The organism is Streptomyces sp. NPDC005863 (assembly GCF_042871345.1).
GTDB lineage: Bacteria > Actinomycetota > Actinomycetes > Streptomycetales > Streptomycetaceae > Streptomyces.
Window position 1 is genome coordinate 713,288 of record NZ_JBIAII010000001.1, and the last position, 23,951, is coordinate 737,238.

19 protein-coding genes are annotated in these 23,951 nt (G+C 73.0%); 8 read left to right on the plus strand and 11 right to left on the minus strand.

All coding sequences use genetic code 11. The annotated features are described in order from the left end of the window. Position 1 precedes the first annotated feature (1 nt). The 8 genes from narH to ACFYO9_RS03010 all read left to right on the plus strand — a co-directional run bounded on the left by narH (position 2) and on the right by ACFYO9_RS03010 (position 10,171). On the plus strand, positions 2-1,534 hold the full coding sequence (gene narH, locus ACFYO9_RS02975) for a nitrate reductase subunit beta (protein ID WP_358779031.1): 1,533 nt from the start codon (positions 2-4) through the stop codon (positions 1,532-1,534). Then, on the plus strand, positions 1,531-2,184 hold the full coding sequence (gene narJ, locus ACFYO9_RS02980) for a nitrate reductase molybdenum cofactor assembly chaperone (RefSeq protein ID WP_358779032.1): 654 nt from the start codon (positions 1,531-1,533) through the stop codon (positions 2,182-2,184). The genes narH and narJ overlap by 4 nt, the downstream gene beginning before the upstream one ends. Next, positions 2,184-2,906, plus strand: coding sequence for a respiratory nitrate reductase subunit gamma (gene narI, locus ACFYO9_RS02985; protein WP_358779039.1), 723 nt, complete (start codon positions 2,184-2,186; stop codon positions 2,904-2,906). The genes narJ and narI overlap by 1 nt, the downstream gene beginning before the upstream one ends. Further along, positions 2,903-4,111 (plus strand): TIGR04053 family radical SAM/SPASM domain-containing protein, encoded by a 1,209-nt coding sequence (locus ACFYO9_RS02990; RefSeq protein WP_358779033.1) that lies wholly within the window; start codon positions 2,903-2,905, stop codon positions 4,109-4,111. The genes narI and ACFYO9_RS02990 overlap by 4 nt, the downstream gene beginning before the upstream one ends. After that, positions 4,108-5,553, plus strand: a complete 1,446-nt coding sequence (hemG, locus tag ACFYO9_RS02995) for a protoporphyrinogen oxidase (RefSeq protein ID WP_358779034.1) — start codon at positions 4,108-4,110, stop codon at positions 5,551-5,553. The genes ACFYO9_RS02990 and hemG overlap by 4 nt, the downstream gene beginning before the upstream one ends. 90 nt (positions 5,554-5,643) lie before the next feature. Further along, positions 5,644-6,867, plus strand: a complete 1,224-nt coding sequence (locus tag ACFYO9_RS03000) for a phospholipase D-like domain-containing protein (protein WP_355803080.1) — start codon at positions 5,644-5,646, stop codon at positions 6,865-6,867. Positions 6,868-6,979: 112 nt separating this feature from the next. Continuing rightward, positions 6,980-8,527 (plus strand): alpha/beta hydrolase, encoded by a 1,548-nt coding sequence (locus ACFYO9_RS03005; RefSeq protein ID WP_355803082.1) that lies wholly within the window; start codon positions 6,980-6,982, stop codon positions 8,525-8,527. Positions 8,528-8,608: 81 nt separating this feature from the next. Continuing rightward, complete coding sequence (locus ACFYO9_RS03010) at positions 8,609-10,171, plus strand: alpha/beta hydrolase (RefSeq protein ID WP_358779035.1); 1,563 nt, start codon at positions 8,609-8,611, stop codon at positions 10,169-10,171. Between the two features lie 103 nt (positions 10,172-10,274). Here the strand turns inward: ACFYO9_RS03010 and moeZ are convergent, their stop codons facing one another. The 11 genes from moeZ to ACFYO9_RS03065 all read right to left on the minus strand — a co-directional run bounded on the left by moeZ (position 10,275) and on the right by ACFYO9_RS03065 (position 23,945). After that, positions 10,275-11,453, minus strand: a complete 1,179-nt coding sequence (moeZ, locus tag ACFYO9_RS03015; RefSeq protein WP_355803086.1) for an adenylyltransferase/sulfurtransferase MoeZ — start codon at positions 11,451-11,453, stop codon at positions 10,275-10,277. Between the two features lie 63 nt (positions 11,454-11,516). Further along, positions 11,517-12,266 carry a spherulation-specific family 4 protein gene (locus ACFYO9_RS03020; protein WP_355803088.1) on the minus strand — a complete coding sequence of 250 codons (750 nt, stop codon included), beginning with the start codon at positions 12,264-12,266 and terminating at the stop codon, positions 11,517-11,519. After that, entirely contained in the window at positions 12,254-13,210 is a 957-nt protein-coding gene (locus tag ACFYO9_RS03025; RefSeq protein WP_355803089.1) for an NAD-dependent epimerase/dehydratase family protein, read from the minus strand. Before ACFYO9_RS03025 ends, ACFYO9_RS03020 begins: the two co-directional genes overlap by 13 nt. Before the next feature lie 144 nt (positions 13,211-13,354). After that, entirely contained in the window at positions 13,355-14,689 is a 1,335-nt protein-coding gene (locus ACFYO9_RS03030; RefSeq protein ID WP_358779036.1) for a hypothetical protein, read from the minus strand. Beyond that, positions 14,686-16,572, minus strand: coding sequence for a DUF3492 domain-containing protein (locus tag ACFYO9_RS03035; protein ID WP_358779037.1), 1,887 nt, complete (start codon positions 16,570-16,572; stop codon positions 14,686-14,688). Before ACFYO9_RS03035 ends, ACFYO9_RS03030 begins: the two co-directional genes overlap by 4 nt. Positions 16,573-16,826: 254 nt before the next feature. Next, on the minus strand, positions 16,827-18,449 hold the full coding sequence (locus ACFYO9_RS03040; RefSeq protein WP_358777663.1) for an ABC transporter ATP-binding protein: 1,623 nt from the start codon (positions 18,447-18,449) through the stop codon (positions 16,827-16,829). Next, positions 18,446-19,435, minus strand: a complete 990-nt coding sequence (locus ACFYO9_RS03045) for an ABC transporter permease (protein WP_358777664.1) — start codon at positions 19,433-19,435, stop codon at positions 18,446-18,448. The genes ACFYO9_RS03040 and ACFYO9_RS03045 overlap by 4 nt, the downstream gene beginning before the upstream one ends. After that, complete coding sequence (locus ACFYO9_RS03050; protein WP_358777665.1) at positions 19,432-20,358, minus strand: ABC transporter permease; 927 nt, start codon at positions 20,356-20,358, stop codon at positions 19,432-19,434. The genes ACFYO9_RS03045 and ACFYO9_RS03050 overlap by 4 nt, the downstream gene beginning before the upstream one ends. Beyond that, positions 20,355-22,085 carry an ABC transporter substrate-binding protein gene (locus tag ACFYO9_RS03055; RefSeq protein ID WP_358777666.1) on the minus strand — a complete coding sequence of 577 codons (1,731 nt, stop codon included), beginning with the start codon at positions 22,083-22,085 and terminating at the stop codon, positions 20,355-20,357. The genes ACFYO9_RS03050 and ACFYO9_RS03055 overlap by 4 nt, the downstream gene beginning before the upstream one ends. Before the next feature lie 215 nt (positions 22,086-22,300). After that, on the minus strand, positions 22,301-22,393 hold the full coding sequence (locus tag ACFYO9_RS03060) for an Ms4533A family Cys-rich leader peptide (RefSeq protein ID WP_355803102.1): 93 nt from the start codon (positions 22,391-22,393) through the stop codon (positions 22,301-22,303). 67 nt (positions 22,394-22,460) lie between these two features. Further along, on the minus strand, positions 22,461-23,945 hold the full coding sequence (locus ACFYO9_RS03065; RefSeq protein WP_358777667.1) for a DUF3152 domain-containing protein: 1,485 nt from the start codon (positions 23,943-23,945) through the stop codon (positions 22,461-22,463). Positions 23,946-23,951 lie beyond the last annotated feature (6 nt).

Genomic DNA, 23,951 nt, shown 5'->3' on the forward strand with positions numbered 1-23,951 from the left:
CATGCGCGTCATGGCCCAGATCGCCATGGTCATGAACCTCGACAAGTGCATCGGCTGCCACACGTGTTCGGTCACCTGCAAGCAGGCGTGGACGAACCGCAAGGGCACCGAGTACGTCTGGTTCAACAACGTCGAGACCCTCCCGGGACAGGGCTATCCGCGCCGCTGGGAGGACCAGGAGCGGTGGAAGGGCGGCTGGGAGCGGACCAGGTCCGGCCGGCTGCGGCTGCGGGCCGGAGGGCGCCTCAAGCGGCTCGGCCAGATCTTCGCCAACCCCGAGCTGCCGGAGCTCTCGGACTACTACCAGCCCTGGACGTACGAGTACAAGAACCTGACCGACGCCCCGGCGGGCGACGACATGCCGGTCGCGAGGCCGGTCTCGCAGGTGACGGGCGAGCCGATCGGCACCATCGAGTGGGGCCCCAACTGGGACGACAACCTCGGCGGCGCCCCGGAGCACGGGCCCCGGGACCCCCTCGTGGAGAAGATCCGCGACGAGGTCGGCGAGAGGATCCGCTTCGAGTTCGAGCAGAGCTTCATGTTCTATCTGCCGCGGGTCTGCGAGCACTGCCTCAACCCCGCGTGCGTCTCGTCGTGCCCGTCGGGGGCGATGTACAAGCGCGAGGAGGACGGCATCGTCCTCGTCGACCAGGACCAGTGCCGCGGCTGGCGGATGTGCGTCACCGGCTGCCCGTACAAGAAGGTCTACTTCAACCACGCCACCGGCAAGGCGGAGAAGTGCACGTTCTGCTTCCCGCGCGTGGAGGTGGGGATGCCGACCATCTGCTCGGAGACCTGTGTCGGGCGCATGCGCTACCTGGGGGTGATGCTGTACGACGCCGACAAGGTGACCGAGGCCGCCTCCGTGGCGGATGAACAGGACCTCTACCCGGCGCAGTTGGAGTGCTTCCTCGACCCGCACGATCCGGCGGTCGCGGCCGCCGCCCGCGCGTCCGGCATCACCGACGAGTGGCTCGACGCGGCCCGCCGCTCCCCCGTGTACGACCTGATCAGGACGTACCAGGTGGCGCTGCCGCTGCATCCGGAGTACCGCACGATGCCGATGGTCTGGTACGTGCCGCCGCTCTCCCCCGTCGTCGAGGCGGTGGCCGCCGCGGGCCGCGACGGGGAGGAGGCGGGCAACCTCTTCGGAGCGATCGACTCGCTGCGCATCCCCGTCGAGTATCTGGCCGAACTGCTCACCGCGGGCGACGCGTTCGCCGTCGACGCGGTGCTGCGCCGGATGGCGGCGATGCGGTCCTACATGCGGGCCGTCAACCTCGGCCAGACGCCGGACGAGGCCGTGGCGGGCGCCGTCGGGCTCACCGGCGAGGAGCTGCGGGACATGTTCCGGCTGCTCGCCGTCGCCAAGTACGAGGACCGGTACGTGATACCGACCGCCGCACGGGCCGACGCGGACGCCCTCGCCGGCACGCATCCCCTCGACGACGGCTGCCCGGTGGGCGATGCCGCACCCGCCGTCCCCGAAGAGCGCGTGCTGCTCAATCTCAGCCCCACCCGGAGGAGCGCATGAGCCCCGACGCCGTCGTCCGCCTCGTCGCCGGACGGCTCCTGCAGTACCCCGACGAGCGGCTCCACGCCGACCTGGACCGCCTCCACAAAGCGTGCGACCACCCCCTGCTGCGGGAATTCGTCGCCCACGCGCGCGTGCGCCGCCCCCTGGACCTCGCCGCGCACTACACGGACGTCTTCGACACCCGCAACCGCCGCTGTCTGTACCTGACCTGGTGGTCGGACGGCGACACCCGCAACCGCGGGCTCTCCCTCGTGCGCGTCAAGCACGTGTACCGGGAGCACGGCCTGGAGTTCGCCTCCGCGGAGCTGCCCGACTTCCTGCCGGTGATGCTGGAGTTCGCCGCCCGCGAGGAGGCCGCGGGCACCGCACTCCTGGAGGAGCACCGGGCCGGGCTCGAACTGCTGCGGCTCGCCGTCACCGACGCGGACACCCCGTACGCGCGCGTGCTCGAAGCGGTCTGCGGGACACTGCCCGGCCCCTCCCCGCGGACACGCGCCGAGGCCAAGGCGCTGGCCCGCAGCGGGCCGCCCCGCGAGAGCGTCGGCCTGGAACCCTTCGGGCCCGGCATGGAACCCCTCGGGCCCGGCGTGGAGCTCCCCTGGCCCACGCTGCCCGCCCGCCCCGGACGGGAAAGGACCCCGGCGTGATGGACCTCATCCTGTGGGGCGTCCTGCCCTATGTCGCCGTCACCCTCCTGATCGCGGGCCTCGCCTGGCGGGCCAGGTACGACCGGTTCGGCCTCACCACGCACTCCTCCCAGCTGCGGGAGTCGCGGTTGCTGCGCATCGGCTCGCCGCTGTTCCACTTCGGGATGGCGTTCGTCGTGCTCGGCCACGTGGTGGGGCTGCTGATCCCGGACGACTGGACCGCCGCGGTGGGCGTCAGCGACCACACGTACCACCTGCTCGCCGTCTCCACGGGCGCCGTCGCGGGCCTTGCGGCGGCCGGCGGGATCGGCGTCCTGGTGTACCGGCGGCTGACCGTGCCCGCCGTCCGCAAGGCCACCCTGCGCAGCGACCACCTGATGTACACGGTGCTGCTCGGCGCGCTGCTGCTCGGCCTGGTCGCGACCGTCCTCAACTCCTCCGGGGCGGTCGACTACAACTACCGCGAGGGCGTCTCCGTCTGGTTCCGCAGCCTGTTCACGCTCCGGCCCGACTACGCGCTGATGGGCGCCGCGCCCCTCGCCTTCAAGCTGCACGTCGCCTTCGGCTTCGCGCTGTTCGCGCTGATCCCCTTCTCGCGGCTCGCCCATATCGTCAGCGCGCCCTTCAAGTACCTCTTCAGGCCGTACGTGGTCTACCGCAGGCGCGACCCGGGGCAGCTCGCGAACCGGGAGCCGGAGCGGGGCTGGGAGCGCGTCTCGTGAGCCGGGTCGTCAGGCGCCCGCGGCACGACGTCGGCGAGCGCCCCTTCATCGTCATCTGGGAGGCCACGCGCGCGTGCCCGCTGGCCTGTGTGCACTGCAGGGCCGAGGCGCAGCCCGCGCGGGACCCCGGCGAGCTGGACGGCGCCGACGCCCGCCGTCTGATGGACCAGATCGCGGCCTTCGGGCGGCCGAGCCCGCTCTTCGTGATCACGGGCGGCGATCCCTTCCAGCGCCCCGACCTCACCGACCTCGTCGCGTACGGCACCTCCCGCGGGCTCCGCGTCGCCGTCTCCCCCTCGGGCACGCCGACGCTGGACCGGGCGAACCTCACGGCGGTGCGCGACGCGGGCGCCGTCGCCCTCTCGCTGAGCGTCGACGGCTCCACGGCCGCGCGGCACGACGCCTTCCGTGGCGTGGACGGCGTCTTCGAGTGGACCCTCGACGGCTGGCGGACCGCCCGTGAGCTCGGCCTGAAGGTGCAGATCAACACCACCGTCACACGCGACAGCCTGGAGGACCTCGCGGACATCGCCGCCCTGGTGCGGCGCGAGGGCGCGATGCTGTGGAGCGGCTTCGTGCTGGTGCCGACGGGCCGCGGCGAACAGCTCGCCGCGCTCACCCCCGCCGAGGTCGAGGACGTCCTGCACTTCCTGTACGACACGGGCGCCGTCATGGCCACCAAGACCACGGAGGGGCACCACTTCCGCCGCGTCATGCTCCAGCGGACCATCCTGGAGCGGCACGGCGGGACACCCGTGACAGGGCCCCTGTACGCGCGGCTCACGGCACGCGCGCGTGCGCTCGGTCTGCACGACGGGGAGCGGCGCGCGGTGCGCAGGCCGCCCATGGACGTCGGCTCCGGACGCGGCTTCGTCTTCGTCTCGCACACCGGAGAGGTCCATCCCAGCGGCTTCCTGCCGCTGTCGGCCGGAAACGTCAGACACCATCCGCTCATCGACATCTACCGGGGCTCCGCGCTCTTCACCACGCTGCGCGACCCGGCGCTGCTCGGCGGGGCGTGCGGCCGCTGCGAGTTCAACACCGTCTGCGGCGGCTCCCGTTCGCGCGCGTACGGGGCGACGGGGCGGGTCCTCGCCGCCGACCCCTGGTGTGCGTACGAGCCGGGGAGCTTCCCCCACCAGGACGAGCTGCGCGAGCTGCTCGCGCCGGGCACCCCGGCACCGAACGAAGGGAGCGCGGCATGACGCGTTCAGTGATCGTCGTCGGCGGCGGCATCAGCGGACTGACGGCGGCCCTGCGGCTGCGCGCCGACGCGGAGGTCACCGTCCTGGAGGGCGCCCCCGTCATCGGCGGCAAGCTCCGCACCGGCACCCTCGCGGGCGTCCCCGTCGACGAGGGCGCCGAGTCCCTGATGGCGCTGCGCCCCGAGGCCGTGCACCTCGCCGAGGACGTCGGCCTCGGCGACGACCTGTGCGACCCGGCCCCGGCACCCACCACCCTGTGGTCCCACGGCGCGCTGCGCCCGCTGCCGCCCGGTCACGTCATGGGCATCCCCACCGACCCCGACGCCCTGGCCGGCACCGGGCTGCTGTCGGACGAGGCGGCGGCCCGGCTGCGCCTGGACGAGACGCTGCCCGCGGAGCCGCAGGCCGACGACGTGTCCGTCGCCGAGTACCTCGGCGGGCGGCTGGGCCAGGAGGCCGTGGACCGGCTCGTGGAGCCGCTGCTCGGCGGGGTCTACGCGGGCCGCCCCGACCGGCTCTCGCTGCGGGCCGTGCTCCCGCGCGTGGCGGCGGTCGCCGAGCGAGGTGAGCCGCTGCTCGCCGCGCTGCGGGAGATGCGGACGCAGCCCGGGGCCGCCGCCCCGCGCGCGGGGAGCCCGAAGTCCGGGAGCCCGCGGCCCGTCCCCGTACGGAGCCTGCGCGGCGGCAACGGCCGGCTCCCGCACGCCGTGGCCGCGGCGAGCGGCGCCCGGATCCTGACCGGCACGCGCGCGCGTGAACTGCAGCGCACCCCCGCGGGACGGTGGCGGGTGCTCGCCGTGACCGGTGACGGCCCGCTCCTCCTTGAGGCGGACGCGGTGGTGCTCGCCGTGCCCGCGTACGAGGCCGCGGAGCTGCTGCGCCCGCACGCGCCGCTCGCGGACGCCGACCTGGGGGCGATCCAGCACGCCAGTACGGCCGTGGTGACCATGGCGTTCCCGCGCACGGAAGCCCTCGTCCGGGGGCAGGGGAGCGCCGGGCACGGGGACCCGCTGCCCGGGGGCAACGGCTTCCTGGTGCCGGCCGTCGACGGGCGCGCCCTCAAGGCCGCCACGTTCCTCAGCAACAAGTGGCGCTGGCAGGGCGAGGCCGCGCCCGACCTCTTCCTGCTGCGCACCTCGATCGGCCGGGTCGCCGAGGAGCACCGGCTCGCCCCGCCGGACCGCCATCTGATCCGCACCTCGGTCCGCGAGCTGCACGAGGCCCTCGGCCCCATCGGGGAGCCCGTCGCGGCCCGCGTCCGCCGATGGGAACGTGGCCTTCCGCAGTACGGGGTCGGCCATATCGAGCGCATCGCCCGGGTCCGCGAGGCGGTCGGCGGGCTGCCGGGGATCGCGCTGTGCGGGGCCGCGTACGACGGCGTGGGCGTCGCCGCGTGCGTGGCCACGGGGACGACGGCGGCCCGGCAGCTCGCGGAGGGCTGAGGACCGGTAGGGTCTGCTGGCTGCTCAGCCCGCGCCGGACCGGGCGCCGCGGCCCTCAGACATTCGCGTTGTGTGCCGGCCCGGAGAACCATGACCAGTACGCAGGAAACCGCCGGGCTGAGCGCGCCGATATCCGGTGCGGCGGAGGGACCCGACTGCGAGGCCCGTGTCGCACGCATACGGCGTCGCCTGGAGCGGCTGATCGGGATCGCGGCGACGGAGGGCAACGCGCTCACCCCCCTGCGCAACGGCGACGAGATCTTCGCGGCCATGCTCGCGGGGATCCGCCGTGCCGAGCACACCGTGGACATGATGACGTTCGTGTACTGGAAGGGCGACATCGCCCTGCAGTTCGCCGAGACGCTCGCCGAGCGGGCCCGTGCCGGGGTGCGGGTGCGGCTGCTCCTGGACGGGTTCGGCAGCCGGTTGATCGAGACCGAGCAGCTGGCCGCGATGGAGCAGGCGGGGGTGCAGGTGGCGTGGTTCCGCAAGCCGCTGTACCTCTCGCCGCTCAAGCAGAACCACCGCTGCCATCGCAAGGTCCTGGTCGTCGACGAGACGACCGCGTTCACCGGCGGGGTGGGCATCGCCGAGGAGTGGTGCGGGGACGCCCGCGACGAGAACGAGTGGCGCGACACGCACGTCGAGGTCCGCGGGCCCGCGGTGGACGGTCTCGCGGCGGCGTTCGCCCAGAACTGGGCCGAGTGCCACGACGAGCTCTTCGACGCCAGGGACCGGTTCATCGACCATCGTCCGCGGGGCGGCGCCATCGTGCAGGTCGTGCGGGGGTCGGCGAGCTTCGGCTGGCAGGACATGCAGACGCTGCTGCGGGTGATGCTGGAGTCGGCCGAGGAACGCTTCCGGCTGTCCACCGCCTACTTCTCCCCCGACGCGTACTTCGTCGAGCTCCTGTGTGCCGCCGCGCGGCGCGGTGTGGAGGTGGAGATCGTGCTGCCCGGTCCGCACACCGACAAGCGGGTGTGCCGGCTGGCGGGCCAGCACCACTACGAGGAACTCACCGCGTGCGGGGTGAAGATCTACCAGTACCAGCCGACGATGATGCACGCCAAGATCATCACCGTCGACGGTGTCGCCTCGCTGATCGGCTCCACCAACTTCAACCGCCGCTCCCTCGACCATGACGAGGAAGTCATGCTCGCCGTCCTGGACCAGGAGTTCACCGCCACCCTGGACGAGCACTTCGAGGCCGACACCGCGGTAAGCGAACTGATCCGGCGCGACCGGTGGCGCAGGCGCTCCGCCGTCCAGCGGGTCCGGGAGGTGGCCGTACAGCCCATCCGTCGCTTCCTGTGAGCCCGGCTGCCCGCCGCTGAGCGGGGCGCGACGCCCGATTTCCGTGGCCGGATCCTCACCCACACGGCCCGCGCCCCGAGCGCCCCGTCAGGGGCCCCCGCAGGATGGGGACATGCCCACACAGTCCCAGCCACGCGTCACCGCGCTGGCCGCCGCCGCCCTGCTCCTGTCCGCCACGCTCTCGGCGTGCGGCAGCAGCGACGCCAAGGACGAGGATCTGCCGACCCAGAAGCTGAGCTGGAAGGACTGCCCCGCGCCCGACGCCGCCGAGGGCGGTGGCGGCGCCCCGTCCCCGCTGCCGGGCGGCGCCGAGTGGCAGTGCGCCACCATGAAGGCCCCCCTCGACTGGTCGAAGCCCAAGGGCGACACCCTCGACATCGCGTTGATCAAGGCGGCCGCGAGCGGTGACAAGAAGAAGCGCATCGGCTCCCTCGTCTTCAACTTCGGCGGCCCCGGCGGCTCGGGCGTCACCACGCTGCCCGCCTTCGGCGAGGACTACGCCAAGCTGCGCACCCGCTACGACCTGGTGAGCTTCGACCCGCGCGGCGTCGGCGCCAGCGCGGGCATCCGCTGTGAGGACGACGAGCAGCTCGACACGTACTTCCAGCAGGACGCCACGCCCGACGACGACACCGAGAAGAAGAAGCTCGTCGAGAACGTGAAGTCGTTCAACGGCGGCTGCGAGAAGAACGCCGGCTCCACCCTCCCGCACGTGCGCACCACCGACGCGGCCCGCGACATGGACCTGATGCGCCAGGTCCTCGGCGACGACAAGCTGCACTACTTCGGGATCTCGTACGGCACCGAACTCGGCGGTGTCTACGCACACTTGTTCCCCAAGAGGGTGGGACGGGCCGTGTTCGACGCCGTCGTCGACCCCACCGAGAACGCCGAACAGGGCTCGCTCGGCCAGGCCGAGGGCTTCCAGCTGGCGCTCGACAACTTCGCGAAGGACTGCACGTCGCAGGCGGACGACTGCCCCGTCGGAGACACCGAGGCGCAGGTCAAGGAGAAGATCGCGAAGCTTCTGAAGGACCTGGACCGCAAGCCGATCCGCGGCCTGCCGCCGCGTGAACTGACGCAGACCGCCGCGACCAACGGCATCGCGCAGGCCCTGTACTCCAAGGACTTCTGGCCCTACCTCACCCAGGGCCTCGACGAGGCCTACGAGGGCGACGGCAAGATCCTCATGGCCCTCTCCGACTCCATGAACGGGCGCAACGAAGACGGTCAGTACAGCAACATCCAGTCGGCCAACGTCTCGATCAACTGCGCGGACGACAAGGCGCGTTACACCCCGCGGTACGTGGAGCAGAAGCTCCCCGAGTTCCGCAAGGCCTCGCCGCTGTTCGGCGACTACCTGGCGTGGGGCATGGTCAGCTGCACCGACTGGGCCGTCGACGGCCAGGCCGACCACCCCGACGTGAGCGCCGCGGGCGCGCCGCCCATCGTCGTCATCGGCAACACCGGCGACCCGGCCACCCCGTACGAAGGGGCGCGCAAGATGGCGCAGGCGCTCGGCAAGGGCGTCGGCGTCGAGATGACGTACAAGGGCCAGGGGCACGGCGCGTACGACAGCAAGAACGCCTGCGTGCGCGGCGCCGTCGACGGCTATCTGCTGGAGGGGACGGTCCCGAAGGCGGACACGGTCTGCTCCTGACGCCACGGTGGGCCCCGGGGCCGCTGTCGGTGGCCCCGCCTACTATGGCCTGACTGACTTTCCGAGGGGGGAAGCGCGTCCATGCAGCGTTTCGTACGGTCCACGGCTCTGGCCGCCGCAGCAGTGCTCGTGGCGGGTCTCGCCGCCGGCTGCGGCTCGTCCGACGACGACGGCGGGAGCGACGACAAGGGTCCCTCGTCGAGCGCTCCCCACCCGAAGCCCGACCCCTCCTCGACCCTGCCGGCCTCGCTGACCGGCCAGAAGCTGGACTGGAAGGGCTGCAAGGCGCCCGAGGGCGGCAGCGCGCCGGGCGCCCAGTGGCAGTGCTCGACCCTCAAGGTCCCGCTGGACTACGCGAAGCCGGACGGCGAGACGATCGGGATCGCCCTGATCCGCGCCAGGAGCACGGGCAAGGGCGACCGCATCGGCTCCCTCCTCTTCAACTTCGGCGGCCCGGGCGGCTCGGGCGTCTCCGGGCTGCCCTCCTTCGCCGACTCGTACACCAAGCTGCGCGAGCGGTACGACCTGGTCAGCTTCGACCCGCGCGGGGTCGCGGCGAGCGGGGGCGTGCGCTGCCGGGACGACGAGGCGACGCAGGCCGCCGAGAAGAAGGTCGACCTCACGCCGGACACCGCGGCCGAGGAGCGGGCGTACTTCGAGGACGCGGCGGACTTCGGCGCGGGCTGCGCGCGGGACGCGAAGAAGCTCATCGAGCACGTCTCGACGGTCGAGGCGGCCCGCGACATGGACGTCATGCGCCAGGTCCTCGGCGACGACAAGCTGCACTACTTCGGGATCTCCTACGGCACCGAACTGGGCGGGACGTACGCCCACTTGTTCCCCCGCCGCGTCGGCCGCCTCACGTTCGACGCGGTCGTCGACCCGAGCGCGGACTCGATCGGCCACGCGGAGAACCAGGCGAAGGGCTTCCAGCGCGCCCTCGACAACTACTTCCGCTCCCGCGGCCAGGACCCGAAGGCGGGCACGGCGAAGGTCGCGAAGCTCTTCCGGCGCCTGGACGCCGAGCCGATGCGCGCCTCGGGCGACCGCGAACTGACCGAGTCCCTGGCGAGCACCGGCATCCTGATCACGCTGTACAGCAAGCAGACCTGGCCCACGCTGACCCGCGCCCTGGAGGCGGCGGAGAAGGGCGACGGTTCGCCGCTGCTCCAGCTCGCCGACGCCTACAACGAACGCGACCCGTCCGGTCACTACAGCACCCAGAGCCACTCGCAGCGGGCCATCTCCTGCCGGGACGCGAAGGAGCGGACCACGCCGCAGGAGGCGAAGAAGCGGCTGAGCCGGTTCCGGGAGATCTCGCCGGTCTTCGGGGAGTTCCTCGGCTGGGACACGGCGGGCTGGTGCCACGAGTGGCCGGTCCCCGGGCTTTCCGACTCCCCCGAGGTGAGCGCGCCCGGTGCCGCCCCGATCCTCGTCGTCGGCAACACCGGCGACCCGGCCACCCCCTACGAGGGCGCCCGCAAGATGGCGGACGAGCTCGGCAAGGACGTCGGCGTCCACCTGACCTGGAAGGGCGAGGGCCACGGGGCGTACGGCAACGGCAGCGACTGCGTGGACGACACGATCAACACGTACCTGCTGGAGGGCACGCCCCCGAAGGACGGCAAGGTCTGTTCCTCGTGAGCCGTGTCAGCCCGTCCGGCGTTTGAGGACGAGCCCTCAAGGCGAAAAAGGGGGCCCGCACCACATTGGTGCGGGCCCCCTTGTGACCGTTCAGGCCCTACGCCTAGTACACCGGCTTGTCGGGCTCGATCTGGTGGACCCAGCCGATCACGCCGCCGCCCACGTGCACCGCGTCGGCGAAGCCCGCCGACTTCAGCACGGCCAGGACTTCCGCGGACCGGACACCCGTCTTGCAATGCAAGACGATCCTCTTGTCCTGCGGGAGGTCCTGGAGGGCGGTGCCCATGAGGAACTCGTTCTTCGGGATCAGCTTGGCGCCGGGGATCGAGACGATCTCGTACTCGTTCGGCTCGCGGACGTCGATGATCTCGATCTTCTCGTCGCCGTCGATCCACTCCTTGAGCTGCTTGGGAGTGATCGTCGAACCGGCCGCCGCCTCCTGGGCCTCCTCGGAGACGACGCCGCAGAAGGCCTCGTAGTCGATGAGCTCGGTGACGGTGGGGTTCTCGCCGCAGACCGCGCAGTCGGGGTCCTTGCGGACCTTGACCTGGCGGTACTGCATCTCCAGGGCGTCGTAGATCATCAGGCGGCCGACCAGCGGCTCACCGATGCCCGCGAGGAGCTTGATCGCCTCGTTGACCTGGATGGAGCCGATCGAGGCGCACAGCACGCCGAGCACGCCGCCCTCGGCGCAGGACGGGACCATGCCGGGGGGCGGGGGCTCCGGGTAGAGGCAGCGGTAGCACGGGCCGTGCTCGCTCCAGAAGACGGACGCCTGGCCGTCGAAGCGGTAGATGGATCCCCACACGTACGGCTTGTTGAGCAGCACGCACGCGTCGTTGACCAGGTAACGGGTGGCGAAGTTGTCCGTGCCGTCGACGATCAGGTCGTACTGGGCGAAGATGTCCATCACGTTGTCGGCCTCGAGCCGCTCTTCGTGCAGGATCACGTTCACGTACGGGTTGATGCCGAGGACCGAGTCCTTCGCGGACTCCGCCTTGGAGCGGCCGATGTCGGCCTGGCTGTGGATGATCTGGCGCTGCAGGTTGGACTCGTCGACCTCGTCGAACTCGACGATGCCGAGCGTGCCGACACCGGCCGCCGCCAGGTACATCAGGGCCGGGGACCCGAGGCCGCCGGCGCCGACGCACAGCACCTTGGCGTTCTTCAGCCGCTTCTGCCCGTCCATCCCGACGTCGGGGATGATCAGGTGGCGGGAGTACCTGCGGACCTCGTCGACGGTGAGCTCGGCGGCCGGCTCGACCAGGGGTGGCAGCGACACGGGGACTCCGTTGGTCGGTTGTGCGGAACGGTTGTTCTGCCTGTAACACTGCCACGCCCTTTTTCATTCCGAGATACCCGTCCCGACCCGCGAGACGATGTCGTCCCAGTAGCCGGGCAGCGACTCCCAGGGGTCGCCGTGGCCGCCCCCGTCCCCGCGGTCGGTGAAGTAGATCGTCGACGCGCCCTGCCAGCGGGCGATGCGCAGCGCCTCGTCGAGGTGGCCGTGCGGCATGCCGTGCACCAGGTGGCAGAAGCGCTCGGGCGGATAGTCGGCGGTCCACTCGGCCACCTGTGACCAGCGGTAGTCGCTCCACGCCCCGGCGAAGGTCACCAACTGGTCGCCCGACTCGGCGTATCCGGGGTACGGATGGGTGCCGTGGCCGAGCACGATGTGCGCGTCGTCGACGAGCGCGCGCAGCGTGGCCACCGTCCTGCGCACCTCCGGCAGCGCGGCCCGTTCGGTGGGGCAGCGGTCCAGGAGGAAGCCGTCGACCCGGTACCAGTCGTGGTAGCGGTGCGCGTCGGAGACCAGCTCCCCGAAGGAGCGGGCCCCGTACGTCGTGTCGAGGTGGCCGAGGACCCGGACGCCGGCGTTGCGCAGCCGGCCCGCCGCCTCCAGGCAGTGCGGGTCGGGCCGCTCGCCGGGACCGTTGGCGACATTCAGGACAACCCACTTCAAAGGGGTGCCGGGGCGGGTGAGTTCGGACCACTCGACGGGGGCGACGAGCGGGTGGGCGAAGCCGGGGACGCCGAAGCCGACGCGTACCTCGGTGCTCGCGGCGCCCGTCGTGGACCTTGTCAGATGCGGCATGCGGCCTCCATCCAGATGTCGGCGAGCGACTCCTCCAGGTTGATGCGGGGCCGCCAGCCGAGCCGGTCGCGCGCGGTGCGCACGTCGGCCTGCTGCCAGCTGCCGCAGCCGTCCGGGTAGGGGTACGCGGCGGCCGGAGCGCCGTGCCCGTCCTCGCCGCGCGGGTGGCCGATGGCCGCGCGCACGGGCACCTGGTCGAGCTCGTGCAGCGCGCCGCCGTACCCCGCGACGCGGGCCAGGACGGCGGCCGCGTCGCGCAGCCGCACCGCGCGTCCCGCGCCGATGTTGACGACGCCCTGGGCGGCGGAGAGCGAGGCGGCGTGCACGGCGCGCGCCACGTCGCGTACGTCGACGAAGTCGCGCTGCACTCCGAGCCCGCCGAGCTTGAGCTCGCCGTCCCCGGCCTGCATCGCGCGCCGCATGGCCTCGGCGAGCCGGCCGAGCGGCGATCCGGCGGGGGTGCCGGGTCCCGCGGGCGAGAAGACCCGCAGGACGACGGCGTCGAGACCCGAGCCGAGCACCAGTTCGGTGGCCGCCAGCTTGCTGACGCCGTACGGCCCGCCGGGGCGCGGCACCGCGTCCTCGGCGGTCGAGGAGCCCGGCTGGCTCGGCCCGTACTCGGCGCCGCAGCCGAGCTGCACGAGGCGCGCCCCGCAGCTGCTGCGGCGCAGCGCCTCGCAGATGGTGGCGACGGCGACGGTGTTGTGCCGGGTCAGTTCGCGGGCGCCGCCGCGGGTGGCGCCGGCGCAGTTGATGACGACGCCCGGGTGGACGGCGTCGAGGAAGCGGGTGAGCGCGCCGGGGCTTCCGCTGGCGAGGTCGAACCGTACGTCCGAGTCGTCGCCGCGGCCGAGGGCGGTGAGCTGCACGGCCGGGTCGGCGAGCAGCCGGTCGGCGACGAACCGGCCGAGGTATCCGTTGGCTCCGATCAGCAGCACCCTCATCGGGCGCCTCCGGGGGTGGCCGCTCGGCGGCGGAGACGGCTGCGGGTGGTCATCTGTCTTTCTCCTTCGGGATGGTGCCGTGGTGCACGGGGATGACGCCCGCGGTGTCGGCCCCGCGGGAGAGTGGTCGGGCCGCCTGCGGTGTCACGGCGCGTCACGGGGACCGGCGTGGGCCGAGGCGAGGGTCAGGGTCCTGGCCGCGTGGACCAGGAGGACGAGGGCGGCGGTGCCGCACGCGGCTGCCGGTACGACGCCGGGGCCCCAGGCGTCGACGGCGGCGGTGACGGGCACGGCCAGCGGGTCGCAGGTGGGCAGCCGGCCCGCGAACACCAGGGCGAGGGCGGTGGCTTCGCAGGCGCCGGCGGCGCCGAGGAGCAGGGCGGGGGCGCGCGTGAAGCCGTACGCGCCGAGGAGCCGGGCGAGCAGCAGGAGCGCGCCGAGGGCGGCGGCGCCGAGGAGTGCGGGTGGGCCGCCGGCGGGGTGGTCGGCGAGGCCCGCCCGGTCGGCGATCGGTGCGGCAAGGGCGTCGGAGGCGGCGAGCAGCGCCCCGAGCGCCGCCAGGAACAGCGCGACCACGCCGAGGAGCAACGGCCGTACGGAGGAGGCGAATTCGTCGAGGCCGCGGCTGGCGGTGACGCGGGCACCGGCCCGTACGGCGAAGAGGCGGGCGCACCAGGCGGCGGGCGCCACGGCGAGGGCGAGGCCGAGCGCGGGGGCGAGCGCGGGGTCCCAGAGGTCGCCGGGGCCGTCCGGGCCGCCCGCGACGACGCCGCGCAGCAGGCCGTCGCCGAGCAGGGCGTACGCGAGGAGCCAGCACGTCCACGCGCGGGTGGCGGGCACCGGGTGGCCGGTGGCGCGCAGCGGTCCGTACCGCAGGGCGACGTGCAGGGCCACGGCCACGGCGAGCGCGCCGGCCAGGCCGGCCACGAGCCGCGTGGTCCCCGCGGCGAGGGCCGTCCCGGCCACGCCCGCCGCGCACACGGCGCCCGGCAGCAGCGCGAAGAGGGCCCAGCCGGCGGGCACGCCGGGTATGTCGGTACGGACACCGCGGTGCGGGGGCGGGTCCGGGGGCGTGCCGTCGTCGACGCCGTCGCGGGGCACGCGCGCGTACATCTCCTCGGCCAGCGCGAACACGTCCCGGTGCCGGAAGCGAGCGGCCGCACGGTCGGTGAGGCCGTGGGCCTCCAGCCCCGCCGCGATCTCCAACGGGTCGACGGCACGCGCGCAGAGCGCTCGGTGGCGGTGCATGAGGGCCTTGACGGGGTCGCCTGCGCCGCGACGGCGGAGCTTGGGGCGGGCGTCTCCGGGGCGCGGGGGGCGGGGGTCTTCGGGGCGCGGGGGGTCGGAGTGCGGGGGGTCGGAGTGCGGGGGGTCGGCCCGGTCCGTGAGGAGTTCTTCGGAGCGTGCGTCCCAGCCGTCCGCACCGCGCGGGGCCCGGGGCGCGTCCACCGCGTCGGTGGTTCCCTCGGGTCGCTTCATGCCGCCGCCCCCTCTCTCCGCACCGACGCCTCTGCCGACGACACCTGTGTCGCCCGTGTCGCCCCTGTCGCCTCCGCCACCTCTGTCGGGGGCCCTTCCGGCGCCGCCCAGCTCGGTACGCCGGCGGCCTCCGTCCCCGGCTCCGGGGTGGTCGACGCGGGGCCCACCGCGACCGCCCACCGGCCGGGGAGGCACGCCTCCGCGGGGTGTGCGAACGGCACCGGTTCGCCCGTCGCGTCGACCGCGTCCCTGCGCACCGGGCAGTGCGAGACGATCTCCAGGTAAATGCTTCGAAATGCCGCCACGTTCTGCTCGACCGTGAAGAGTTCGAGCGCCCGCGCCCGCGCCGCCGCCCCCAGGCGCGCACGCCGTTCGGGGTCGCGCAGCAGCGCCACGCACGCCTCCGCGAGCGCCCGCGGATTGCGCGGCGGCACCACGAGCCCCGTGCCGCCGATGACCTCCACCACCGCGCCGACGTCCGTGGAGACGGTCGCGCGCCCGCAGAACATGGCCTCGACCAGGCTGATGGGAAAGCCCTCGACGACGCTGGAGAGGACGACGATGCCGCCGCAGGCGTACGCGTCGGCGAGTTCGGGCACGTCCGGGCCGCCGATCTCCTCGAAGGAGACGGGGTTGTCGCCGACGGCATGCGCGCCCGCCGCCTCGTCGGGGAAGAGCTGCGCGGCGAGGGCCCGGCAGTGCGCGAGATACGCCCGCGCCTCGGGCCCATCGGCCGGCGCCCCGACGATCCGCAGCCGCGCCCCCGGCACCTCCGCGCGGATCTCCGCGAAGGCGTGGAGCAGCGAGATCAGGTCCTTGGCGGGCTCGATGCGGCCGACCCACAGGAGGGTGTCGGGGTCGGCGGCGAACTCGTCGTAACCGCCCTCGCCGATCTCCGTGAAGCGGTCGGCGGCCATGCCGGGGTGGACCGTGCGCAGCTTGGCGCGGTCGGCTCCGCACCGTTCCTGCCAGCGCCGGGCGTGGGTGTTGCCGGGGGTGATGAGGGTGGCCCCGCGGTACACCTCGGCCGCGAGCAGCCCGTGGAAGGAGGCGAGGAGTGCCCGCGCCGGTGCGCTCAGGTCCATGTCGCCGGTGGCGAGGTGGTGGGCCCGCAGCTGTACGCCGTACTCGGTCACGAGCAGCGGGACCCCGGCGAAGTGCCCGGCCAGCAGCCCCGGCAGCGCCGCGGGTCCGCCGGAGGCGGCGTGGCAGAGGTCGACGGCGCCGAGGCCTTCGGCGTCGTACCAGTCCAGGGAGAGCGGCCGCAGCGCGCGCTCCATCAGACCGGCGGCGGTGAGCAGGTCGGGCACGCGCGCGGCGTGGGCGGGGCGCAGTGCGCCGGGGGCGCGGCAGGCGCGTTCCAGGGCGCGGACGGCGGACTCCGAGCGCAGCGCGCCCACCAGTCCGCCCTCGTCGCGGGCCAGTTCGGCGAGCCCGTACAGAGCGTTGCTGAAACGGTCCGCCACCGCGTCGCGCTCGTCCCCCGACCGACCGTCGTGGGAGCCGGCCGACGAGTCGTCGTGGGAGCCGTCCGCCTCACCCGAACGGGGACCGTCGGCCCCGGCCCCGCCACCCCGGCACACCACGTCGGCCAGCTCCCCGAAGCACTCGGCGAACCGGCGCCTGGCCCGCCGTCCGCGCCCGCCGCGGGGCCCCGCCGCACGCAGCGCCTCGTCGTCGGCGTTCCACAGCGGGGCGGTGCGCACCCGGCCGATCTGGGGCGGCAGTTCGACCCAGCCCTGGGCCTCCTGCTGCTCGCTGCGGCTGAGGGCGTAGACGTCGAACTCGTGCTGCCCGAGCCCCCGTACGAGCCGGTCGCACCAGAGTCTGGCCTCACCGCTCACATACGGATAGCCACCCTCCGTAAGCAGTCCGACGCGCACGAGCGCACCCCCGATCTCCCGTCTGGGGAGCCGCCGTTGGGCCGGCGGCTCGCAGCGGGACGAACGTATGCGGTCATGCGGGTGGTGCGACGGACGGTTGTCCGTCGCACCACCAAAAGGGGTGAACGGCAGTAACTTTCCCGCGCCGGTAGCGTTCTGTCGCGCTATGGCGGCCCGGGCGCCCGATTCCGCCACGGAGAGTCAGGCTGCGGCCAGCGGGTGCCGGGCGGCCGCTCATCCCCGTACGCCGCCGGTCAGACCCCCACCGGCTCCCTCCGCGCCTCCCTGCGCACCGCTCTGCGCACCGCCGCCGCCTCCGGGTCGAGCGCCGGGACGGCCGCGAGGAGCCGTTCGGTGTACGGGTCCCGGGGCGCCCCGTAGACCTCCGCCACGGTGCCCTGCTCGACGATCCGGCCCTGCCGCATCACGGCGACCCGGTCGCTGACCTGGCGTACCACCGCGAGATCGTGCGCGACGAAGACCAGCGCGAGTCCGAGCTCGCGCTGCAACTCGGCGAGGAGCGCGGTCACTTGGGCCTGTGTCGTCACGTCCAGGGCCGACACCGGTTCGTCGCAGACGATGATCCTGGGCTCGGCGGCGAGCGCCCGCGCGATGCCGACGCGCTGGCGCTGCCCGCCGCTGAACTCGTGCGGGTAGCGGTCGTAGTGCGCCGGTTCGAGCCCGACGCGCCCCAGGAGTTCGCGCACCCTCCCCCGTACGAAGGAGTCGTCCTCGCCCCGCGCGCGCAGCGGGTCCGCGATGGACTCGCCGATGGAGCGGCGCGGGTTGAGCGAGGAGACGGGGTCCTGGAACACCATCTGCACCCCGGGGACCACCCGGCCGCCGGGCTGCTCCACACCCCCGTGGCGGAGCACCCCCGCGGTCGGCTCCAGGAGGCCCACCAGCATCCGGCCGAGCGTGGTCTTGCCGCTGCCGCTCTCGCCCACGATGCCGAGGGTCTCCCCGCGGCGGACGGTGAGCGAGACGTCATCGACGGCGGTGACCGCACGCCGGCCGCGCCCGAACTCCCGTCGCAGACCGATGGCTTCGAGCACGACCTCGCCCACGTCACCGGCGGCCGGCACCAACGGCGAGTCCACCCGCGGGACGGCCTTCAGGAGCTCCTGCGTGTACGCCTCCCGGGGCGCCCCGAGGACCTCCCGTACCGCCCCGCGCTCCACCGCGCGACCGTCCCGCATGACCAGGACCTCGTCGACGCTCTCCGCGGCGACGCCCACGTCGTGGGTGACCAGGAGCAGCCCCATGCCGGTCTCGTGCCGCAGCGTGTGCAGCAGGTCGAGGATCTGGGCCTGCACGGTGACGTCGAGCGCGGTGGTCGGTTCGTCGGCGACGAGGAGCGCGGGCTCGCAGGCCAACGCCATGGCGGTGAGGGCGCGTTGGCGCATGCCGCCGCTGAACTCGTGCGGGCGCGACCGCGATCGGCGGGGGGCGTCGGGGATGCCGACCCGGTCGAGCACCGCCACGGCACGCGCGCGTGCCGCCCGCCGGGACGCCCCGGTGTGCACCCGGTACACCTCGGCGATCTGGTCGCCGACCGCGTAGTACGGGTCGAGGGAGGACAGCGGATCCTGGAAGACCATCGCCGCCTTCCCGCCGCGCAGCCGCCGGAGTTCGGGGTCGGACGCCGCCTGTACGTCGACGCCGTCGACCAGCACCGTTCCGCTGACGCGCGCGCCCGTGCCCCGGTGGAGTCCGAGGAGCGCGGACGCCACCGTGGACTTCCCCGATCCGGACTCGCCGACGAGGGCGAGCGCGCCGCCCTCCGCCAGGCTGAAGGACACCCCGTCGACGGCATGGACGACACCCTTGTCGGTCCCGAACTCGACACTCAGGTCGCTGACTTGGACCAGACTCACGACAGCACCACCCGTCGGTCGGCCACCGCGTACAGGACGTCCGCGACGGCATTGGCGAGCACCACGAAGAAGCCGGTGACCATGACGAGCCCGACCACCACCGGCAGGTCGACGACCTCGACCGCGTGCACGAGTTCACGGCCGAGACCGGGCAGCCCGAACAGCGTCTCGCTGAGCACCGCGCCCCCGAACATCGACCCGAAGTCGTTGGCGGTCAGCGCGATGACGGGCGCGACGGCGCCCCGCAGCGCGTGCCTGCCGATGATCGACCGCTCCCCCACGCCGTACGCGCGGAAGGTCCGCACATGGTCGTCGGCGAGCGTCTCCAGCATCGCGGAGCGGGTCAGACGCGCGTACTTGGCGGCCTCGATCAGCGCGAGGGACAGCCAGGGCAAGAGCAGGTTCCACGCCCACTGCGTCGGGTCGTCGGCGAAGGGCACGTACTGCGGGAAGGGCAGCCACCGCAGCTGACCGCAGACCACGATCATCAGGAGCAGCCCGATGACGAAGACGGGCGTGGCGGTGCCCGCGAGGGTGACGGCGGTGAGGACCCGCTCGCCGAGCCGGCCGCGCCGCCAGGCGGAGAGCACGCCGGTGCCGACGCCGAGGAGCAGCCAAAGGACCATGGCGCCGAGCGCGAGCGACCCGGTGACCGGGAGCTTCGCCGCGATCAGCGCGGTGACCTGCTGGTCGCTCTGGTACGAGACGCCGAGGCAGGGCGCGCCGCAGTGCTCGGTGCCCGTACCGGTGGAGTAGTCCCGGCCGACGAAGAGGCCCTGAAGGAAGTCCCAGTAGCGCACGTACAAGGGGCCGTCGAGCCTCAACTGCTCCGCTACCTGGTGCACTTGGGCCGGTGAGCAACGGGGCCCGCAGGTGATCTGGGCGACGTCGCCCGGCGCCGCGTAGAACACCGCGTAGACGATCACGGAGAGGGCGAACAGGGTGAGGGCGGCGCCCGCCAGGCGCCGCGCGAGGAAGCCGGTCACGCGCTGACCTCCCGCTTGCGGCCCGTCCCGATCCGCAGCCGGGACGCGGCCCGCGGGTCGAGGGCGGTGCGCACGCCGTCGCCGAGGACGGTGAGCGCGAGGACGGTGACGAACAGCGCGCCCGCCGGGAACAGCAGGTACTGCGGGGCCGCCTGGTACCAGACGTCCGCGGCGGTGAGCATCTGTCCCCAGGACGGGGTGGGCGGCTTCACGCCCACGCCGAGGAAGGACAGCGCGGCCTCGACGGTGATGTTCGTGGGGACGAGCAGCGCGGCGTAGGTGAGGACGGGCGCGGCGAGCGCGGGCAGCAGCTCGCGCCGGGCGATCCGCACACCGCCCCAGCCGCTGAGCCGGGCGGCGGCCACGTGGTCGAGCTCCTTGAGCGTGACGGTCTGCGCGCGCACGATCTTGGCCACGCTGCCCCAGGCGACGAGCCCGATGACGAGGGCGACGAGCACCGGCCGGGGAAAGCCGCTCGGCACGACTGCCATCAGCGCGAGCGCGAAGACCGTCAGGGGCAGCGCCACGATCACGTCGGTGGCGCGGCTGAGCACCTGGTCCAGCCAGCGGCTGCCGAAGCCGGCGGCGATCCCCACCGCGACCCCGATGACGAGCTGCACGACGGTCGCGGCGAGCGCGACGCCGAGCGAGACGCGCGCCCCGTACACCAGGCGGGCGAAGAGGTCACGGCCGGTCTGCGGCTCGACGCCGAGCCAGTGCTCGCCGCTGATCCCGCCGAACGACCCGACCGGCACGCCGCCGCGCGCCGAGTCGACGAGGTCCGGGTGGTACGTGGTGGGGTCCTGCCCCTCCAGTGCGGTGAGCAGCGGCGCGGCGAGCGCCACGAGGACGAGCAGCGCGACGACGCCCGCCGCGACGAGGGCGGCGCGCTGCTCGCGCAGCCGCCGCCAGAGGGTCGTCACGACTGCTCCACCGCGACCTGGGAGATGTCGAGCACACCGGTCCAGTCGCTGATGACGACGTTCTTGACGTCCTTGCCGTACAGGCGCTTGTAGACAGGGTGGAAGAGCGGCACGGTCAGCGCCCGCTCACCGGTCTTCTTGTCGAGCGCGCCCCACCGCTCGGCGGCGGCCTTCAGGTCGGTGAGCTTGTTGATCTCGTCGATCTCGTCGTTGACGGACTTGTCGTCCAGGAAGCCGGAGTTGAAGTTGGCGCCGTCCTGCACGATCTGCCGGCCGTCGAAGATCGGGGCGAGGAAGGGGCCGCCGGAGGGCCAGTCGGCACCCCAGTGCGCGAGGAAGAGACCGGGCTCGTCCTTGGCGCTGTGCACCGTGTCCTTGTAGTCGTTGTCCTCAAGGCCGCGCAGCTTGACGGTGATTCCGGCCTTCTTCAGGGCGTCCTGGATGGCGGTGGCGATCTCGGGGCTGGTCTCGAAGTCCTTGGCGTTGGAGTGGGTGAGCGTGATGGTGAGCCCGTTCTTGTGGCCGGCCTCCTTCAGGAGCTCCTTCACCTTCTTCGGATCGCCGTTCGGGCCCGCCGGGAAGTGGTCGTACTTCGTGTATCCGAAGGACTTCTGGTTCGGCAGATACGTGGTGGCGGGCTCGGCGAGCGAGGAGCCGCCGGCGGCGTTGACGACCGAGGAGCGGTCCACGGCGTACGAGACGGCCTGGCGCACCTTGGGGTCGTCGAACGGCTTCACCTTCGGGTTGAAGGCCAGGTAGTTCGTGTAACCGAAGTGCCCGGTGCCGACATGCGAGGCGAGCTCCTTGTCGCCGGTGACCTTGGCGAGTTCGGCCGGGCCGAGGTTGGTGTCGGTGGTGACTGCGGCGGCGTCCGCGCCCTGGCCCGCGGAGAGCCGCTGGTTGATGACGGACGAGTCGAGTCCGGAGCGTACGTCGATGACGTCCGGGTAGGCCTTGCGCTCCGGGTCGGTCTTCGCGGACCAGTGCGGGTTGCGCTCCAGGCGCAGCCGCTCACCGTCGTTCTCGTTGCTCACGACCTTGTAGGGGCCGGAAGAGACCGGGTGCTCCTCGTACTTGGTCCCCTTGTCCTTGCTCTTGGGCACCGGCGTGAACTGCGTCTGCGTCGCCAGATAGGGGAACTCGCCCTCGGGCTTGTCCAGATGGAAGACGATGGTGCGCGCGTCGGGCGTCTCGATGGATGCGAGCCCCTTGCCGCCCTTGTCCTTGTACGGCCCCTGGTACGTGTCGCCCCCGACGAGCCAGTCCCTCAAGTAGGGCGCGCCACCGCTGAGTTCGGCGGCGAAGGAGCGCTCGATGCCGTACTTCACGTCGGCGGAGGTGATCGGCGTGCCGTCCTCGTACTTGAGCCCCTTCTTCAGGGTGTACGTCCACACGGTGGCGTTCTTGCTCGGCTTGCCGAGGTCCGTGGCGAGGTCGGGGACGACCTCCGCGCCCTTGGCGCCGTCCTCGCGGTTGCGGGTGGTCAGCGTGCGGAAGACGAGGCTCGGCACGTTGCCGCCGCCGGAGGTGTAGAGGCGCGCGGGATCGAAGTCGGTCTGCGGGTCGCGGTTGAGGACGGAGAGCGTGCCGCCCTTGGCGGGCTTGCCGTCGCCGCCGCTCCCGGCGTCGTTGTCCTTCGGGCCCGCGCAGGCGGCGACGCTCGCGGCCAGGACGAGGCTGACGGATGCCGCTGCCGTGCGGCGGGCTGTGACGGACGGTTGGCGCATGGGAAGAAGACCTCTCGGGGGCCGCTGCGAAGAGGGCAGCGGGGCAACGGGATGCGAGCGGAGACCGAGCGGAGCTCGCCCCGGAGAAGGCGCGGAATACGCGGCACTGAGGCAGCGGAGAACAGCTGAGCCCGACTACCGGCAGCCGAAGGCGGCTACGGTCCGGCCGGGACCGGTACAGCTGGGAAGGAGCGACGCACTCGCCGGGGCGGACGTCAGCAACAGTGGACGTCGGCCACGCAGAGCGCGGTCACGCCGAACAGCGCGAGCTCGATGGCTGCGCTCGACGGGGCGTGACGGTTCGACATGCGGAGAAATATGAACGAATTTCCGACGGATGTCAAAGCGCCATCGCCCCCGGGCGGCCCCGTGACCTCAACTCTTCGGGAACACCCAGGGGTTGGCCTTGCACTTGATGCCGTCGTGCTCCAGGAACTTCGTCTGCTGCTGCATGACGGGCGCGAGGTCGCCGCTCTTGGTGCAGTCCGTGTGGTTGTGGCCGAGCCGGTGCCCGACCTCGTGGTTGATCAGCATCTGCCGGTACGGCAGGATCGCGCTGCCGAACTCCTTCTTGACCGCGTCGCCGTAGGTCTTGGCGCCCTGCGCCCACCGATAGGCGTTGATCATCACGCGGTCCGTCGCGGCGGAGTCGCACGACACATTGTCCTGGGTGGTGTCGAGACCGGACTTGGCGCACCAGGTCCCGGTGGTCCCGGGGCTCGCCAGCGTGACGACGAAGTCGGGCCTGCCGGACGAGATCCGCTCGAAGGTGCGGGCGTGGCCGTGCGCCCAGCTGCGGTCGTCGTTCAGGGTCTTCTGGACGGCCTGCGCGAAGAGTTCGCCGTCCAGGCCGAGCCCCTTCTCGACGTCGACGCGATAGCGGAACAACTGCCCCTTGCCGGGCGCCTTGTCGAACCCGGACATCGCCTCGAAGTCGCCGGACGCCTTGAGCTTGGGGTCCATCGGAAACGTCTTGCGCATCTTGTCGTCGTACGTCTCCGGCGCCTTGGCCGGCGGCGGCCTGCGGTCCGAGCGGGAGGCGGGGTCCTCGGTGTCGCGGGCGCCGCCCGGGGACGCCTTGGCCCCCGCCGCGGAGCCCTTCGACCCGCCGGTGAGCTGGCCCGCCACGACGACCGCGACGACGGCGGTCACGGCGACGGCCGCGACGACGGCCAGGACGCGACCGCGCCGCCGGCCGCCGCGGGCACCGGTGTCCGGTCCGTCGCCGCCCGGGTCGTCGGGGTGCAGCCCGTCCGCGTCGCTCCAGTCGGTGACGGAGGCGTACGGGTCACGGGGCGCGGGAGGCCCGTCGCCGGCCTCGACCGCGGGCTCGAACCCTTCGGGGAGCTCGTCGGGAAAGGCGGCGACGTAATCCTGCCGGGGCCCGGGAACGGCACGTCCACGCCGGACGCCGGCTCCGGCTCCGGCTCCGGCTCCGGCTCCGGCTCCGGCTCCGGGGCCACCGTCCCCCCACCCGCCGCCGGGCTCCCGCTGCTCGGGGTGCCCGCCGCGGACGTGGGGGGTGCCGTGGGGAGGGGTGCCGTGGGGAAGGGCTCCGTGGGCCGGGGTGCCGTGGGGCGGGGTTCCTTGGGCGGGGACACCGTGGGCGGGGGTGCCGTCCGACGGCGCCCCACGCGTGGGCGTCCCCTTCGCCGGGGCACCCTGCGCCCCGTCCCCCTGCGCCTCCGCCGCGCGCCTGCGCCGGCCCGTACCGGCCGTGGGTGACAGCGAGGGCGACGGCGCGGCGGCCGAACCGGTCGCGAGGTCGGACGGCGCGTCCGCGGTGCGTGACCGCGGGGTGCGCGAGGTACCTGTGGTGTCAGTCTGATCTGCCGGACCGCGGCGGCTGTGACGTCCCACGCGCCC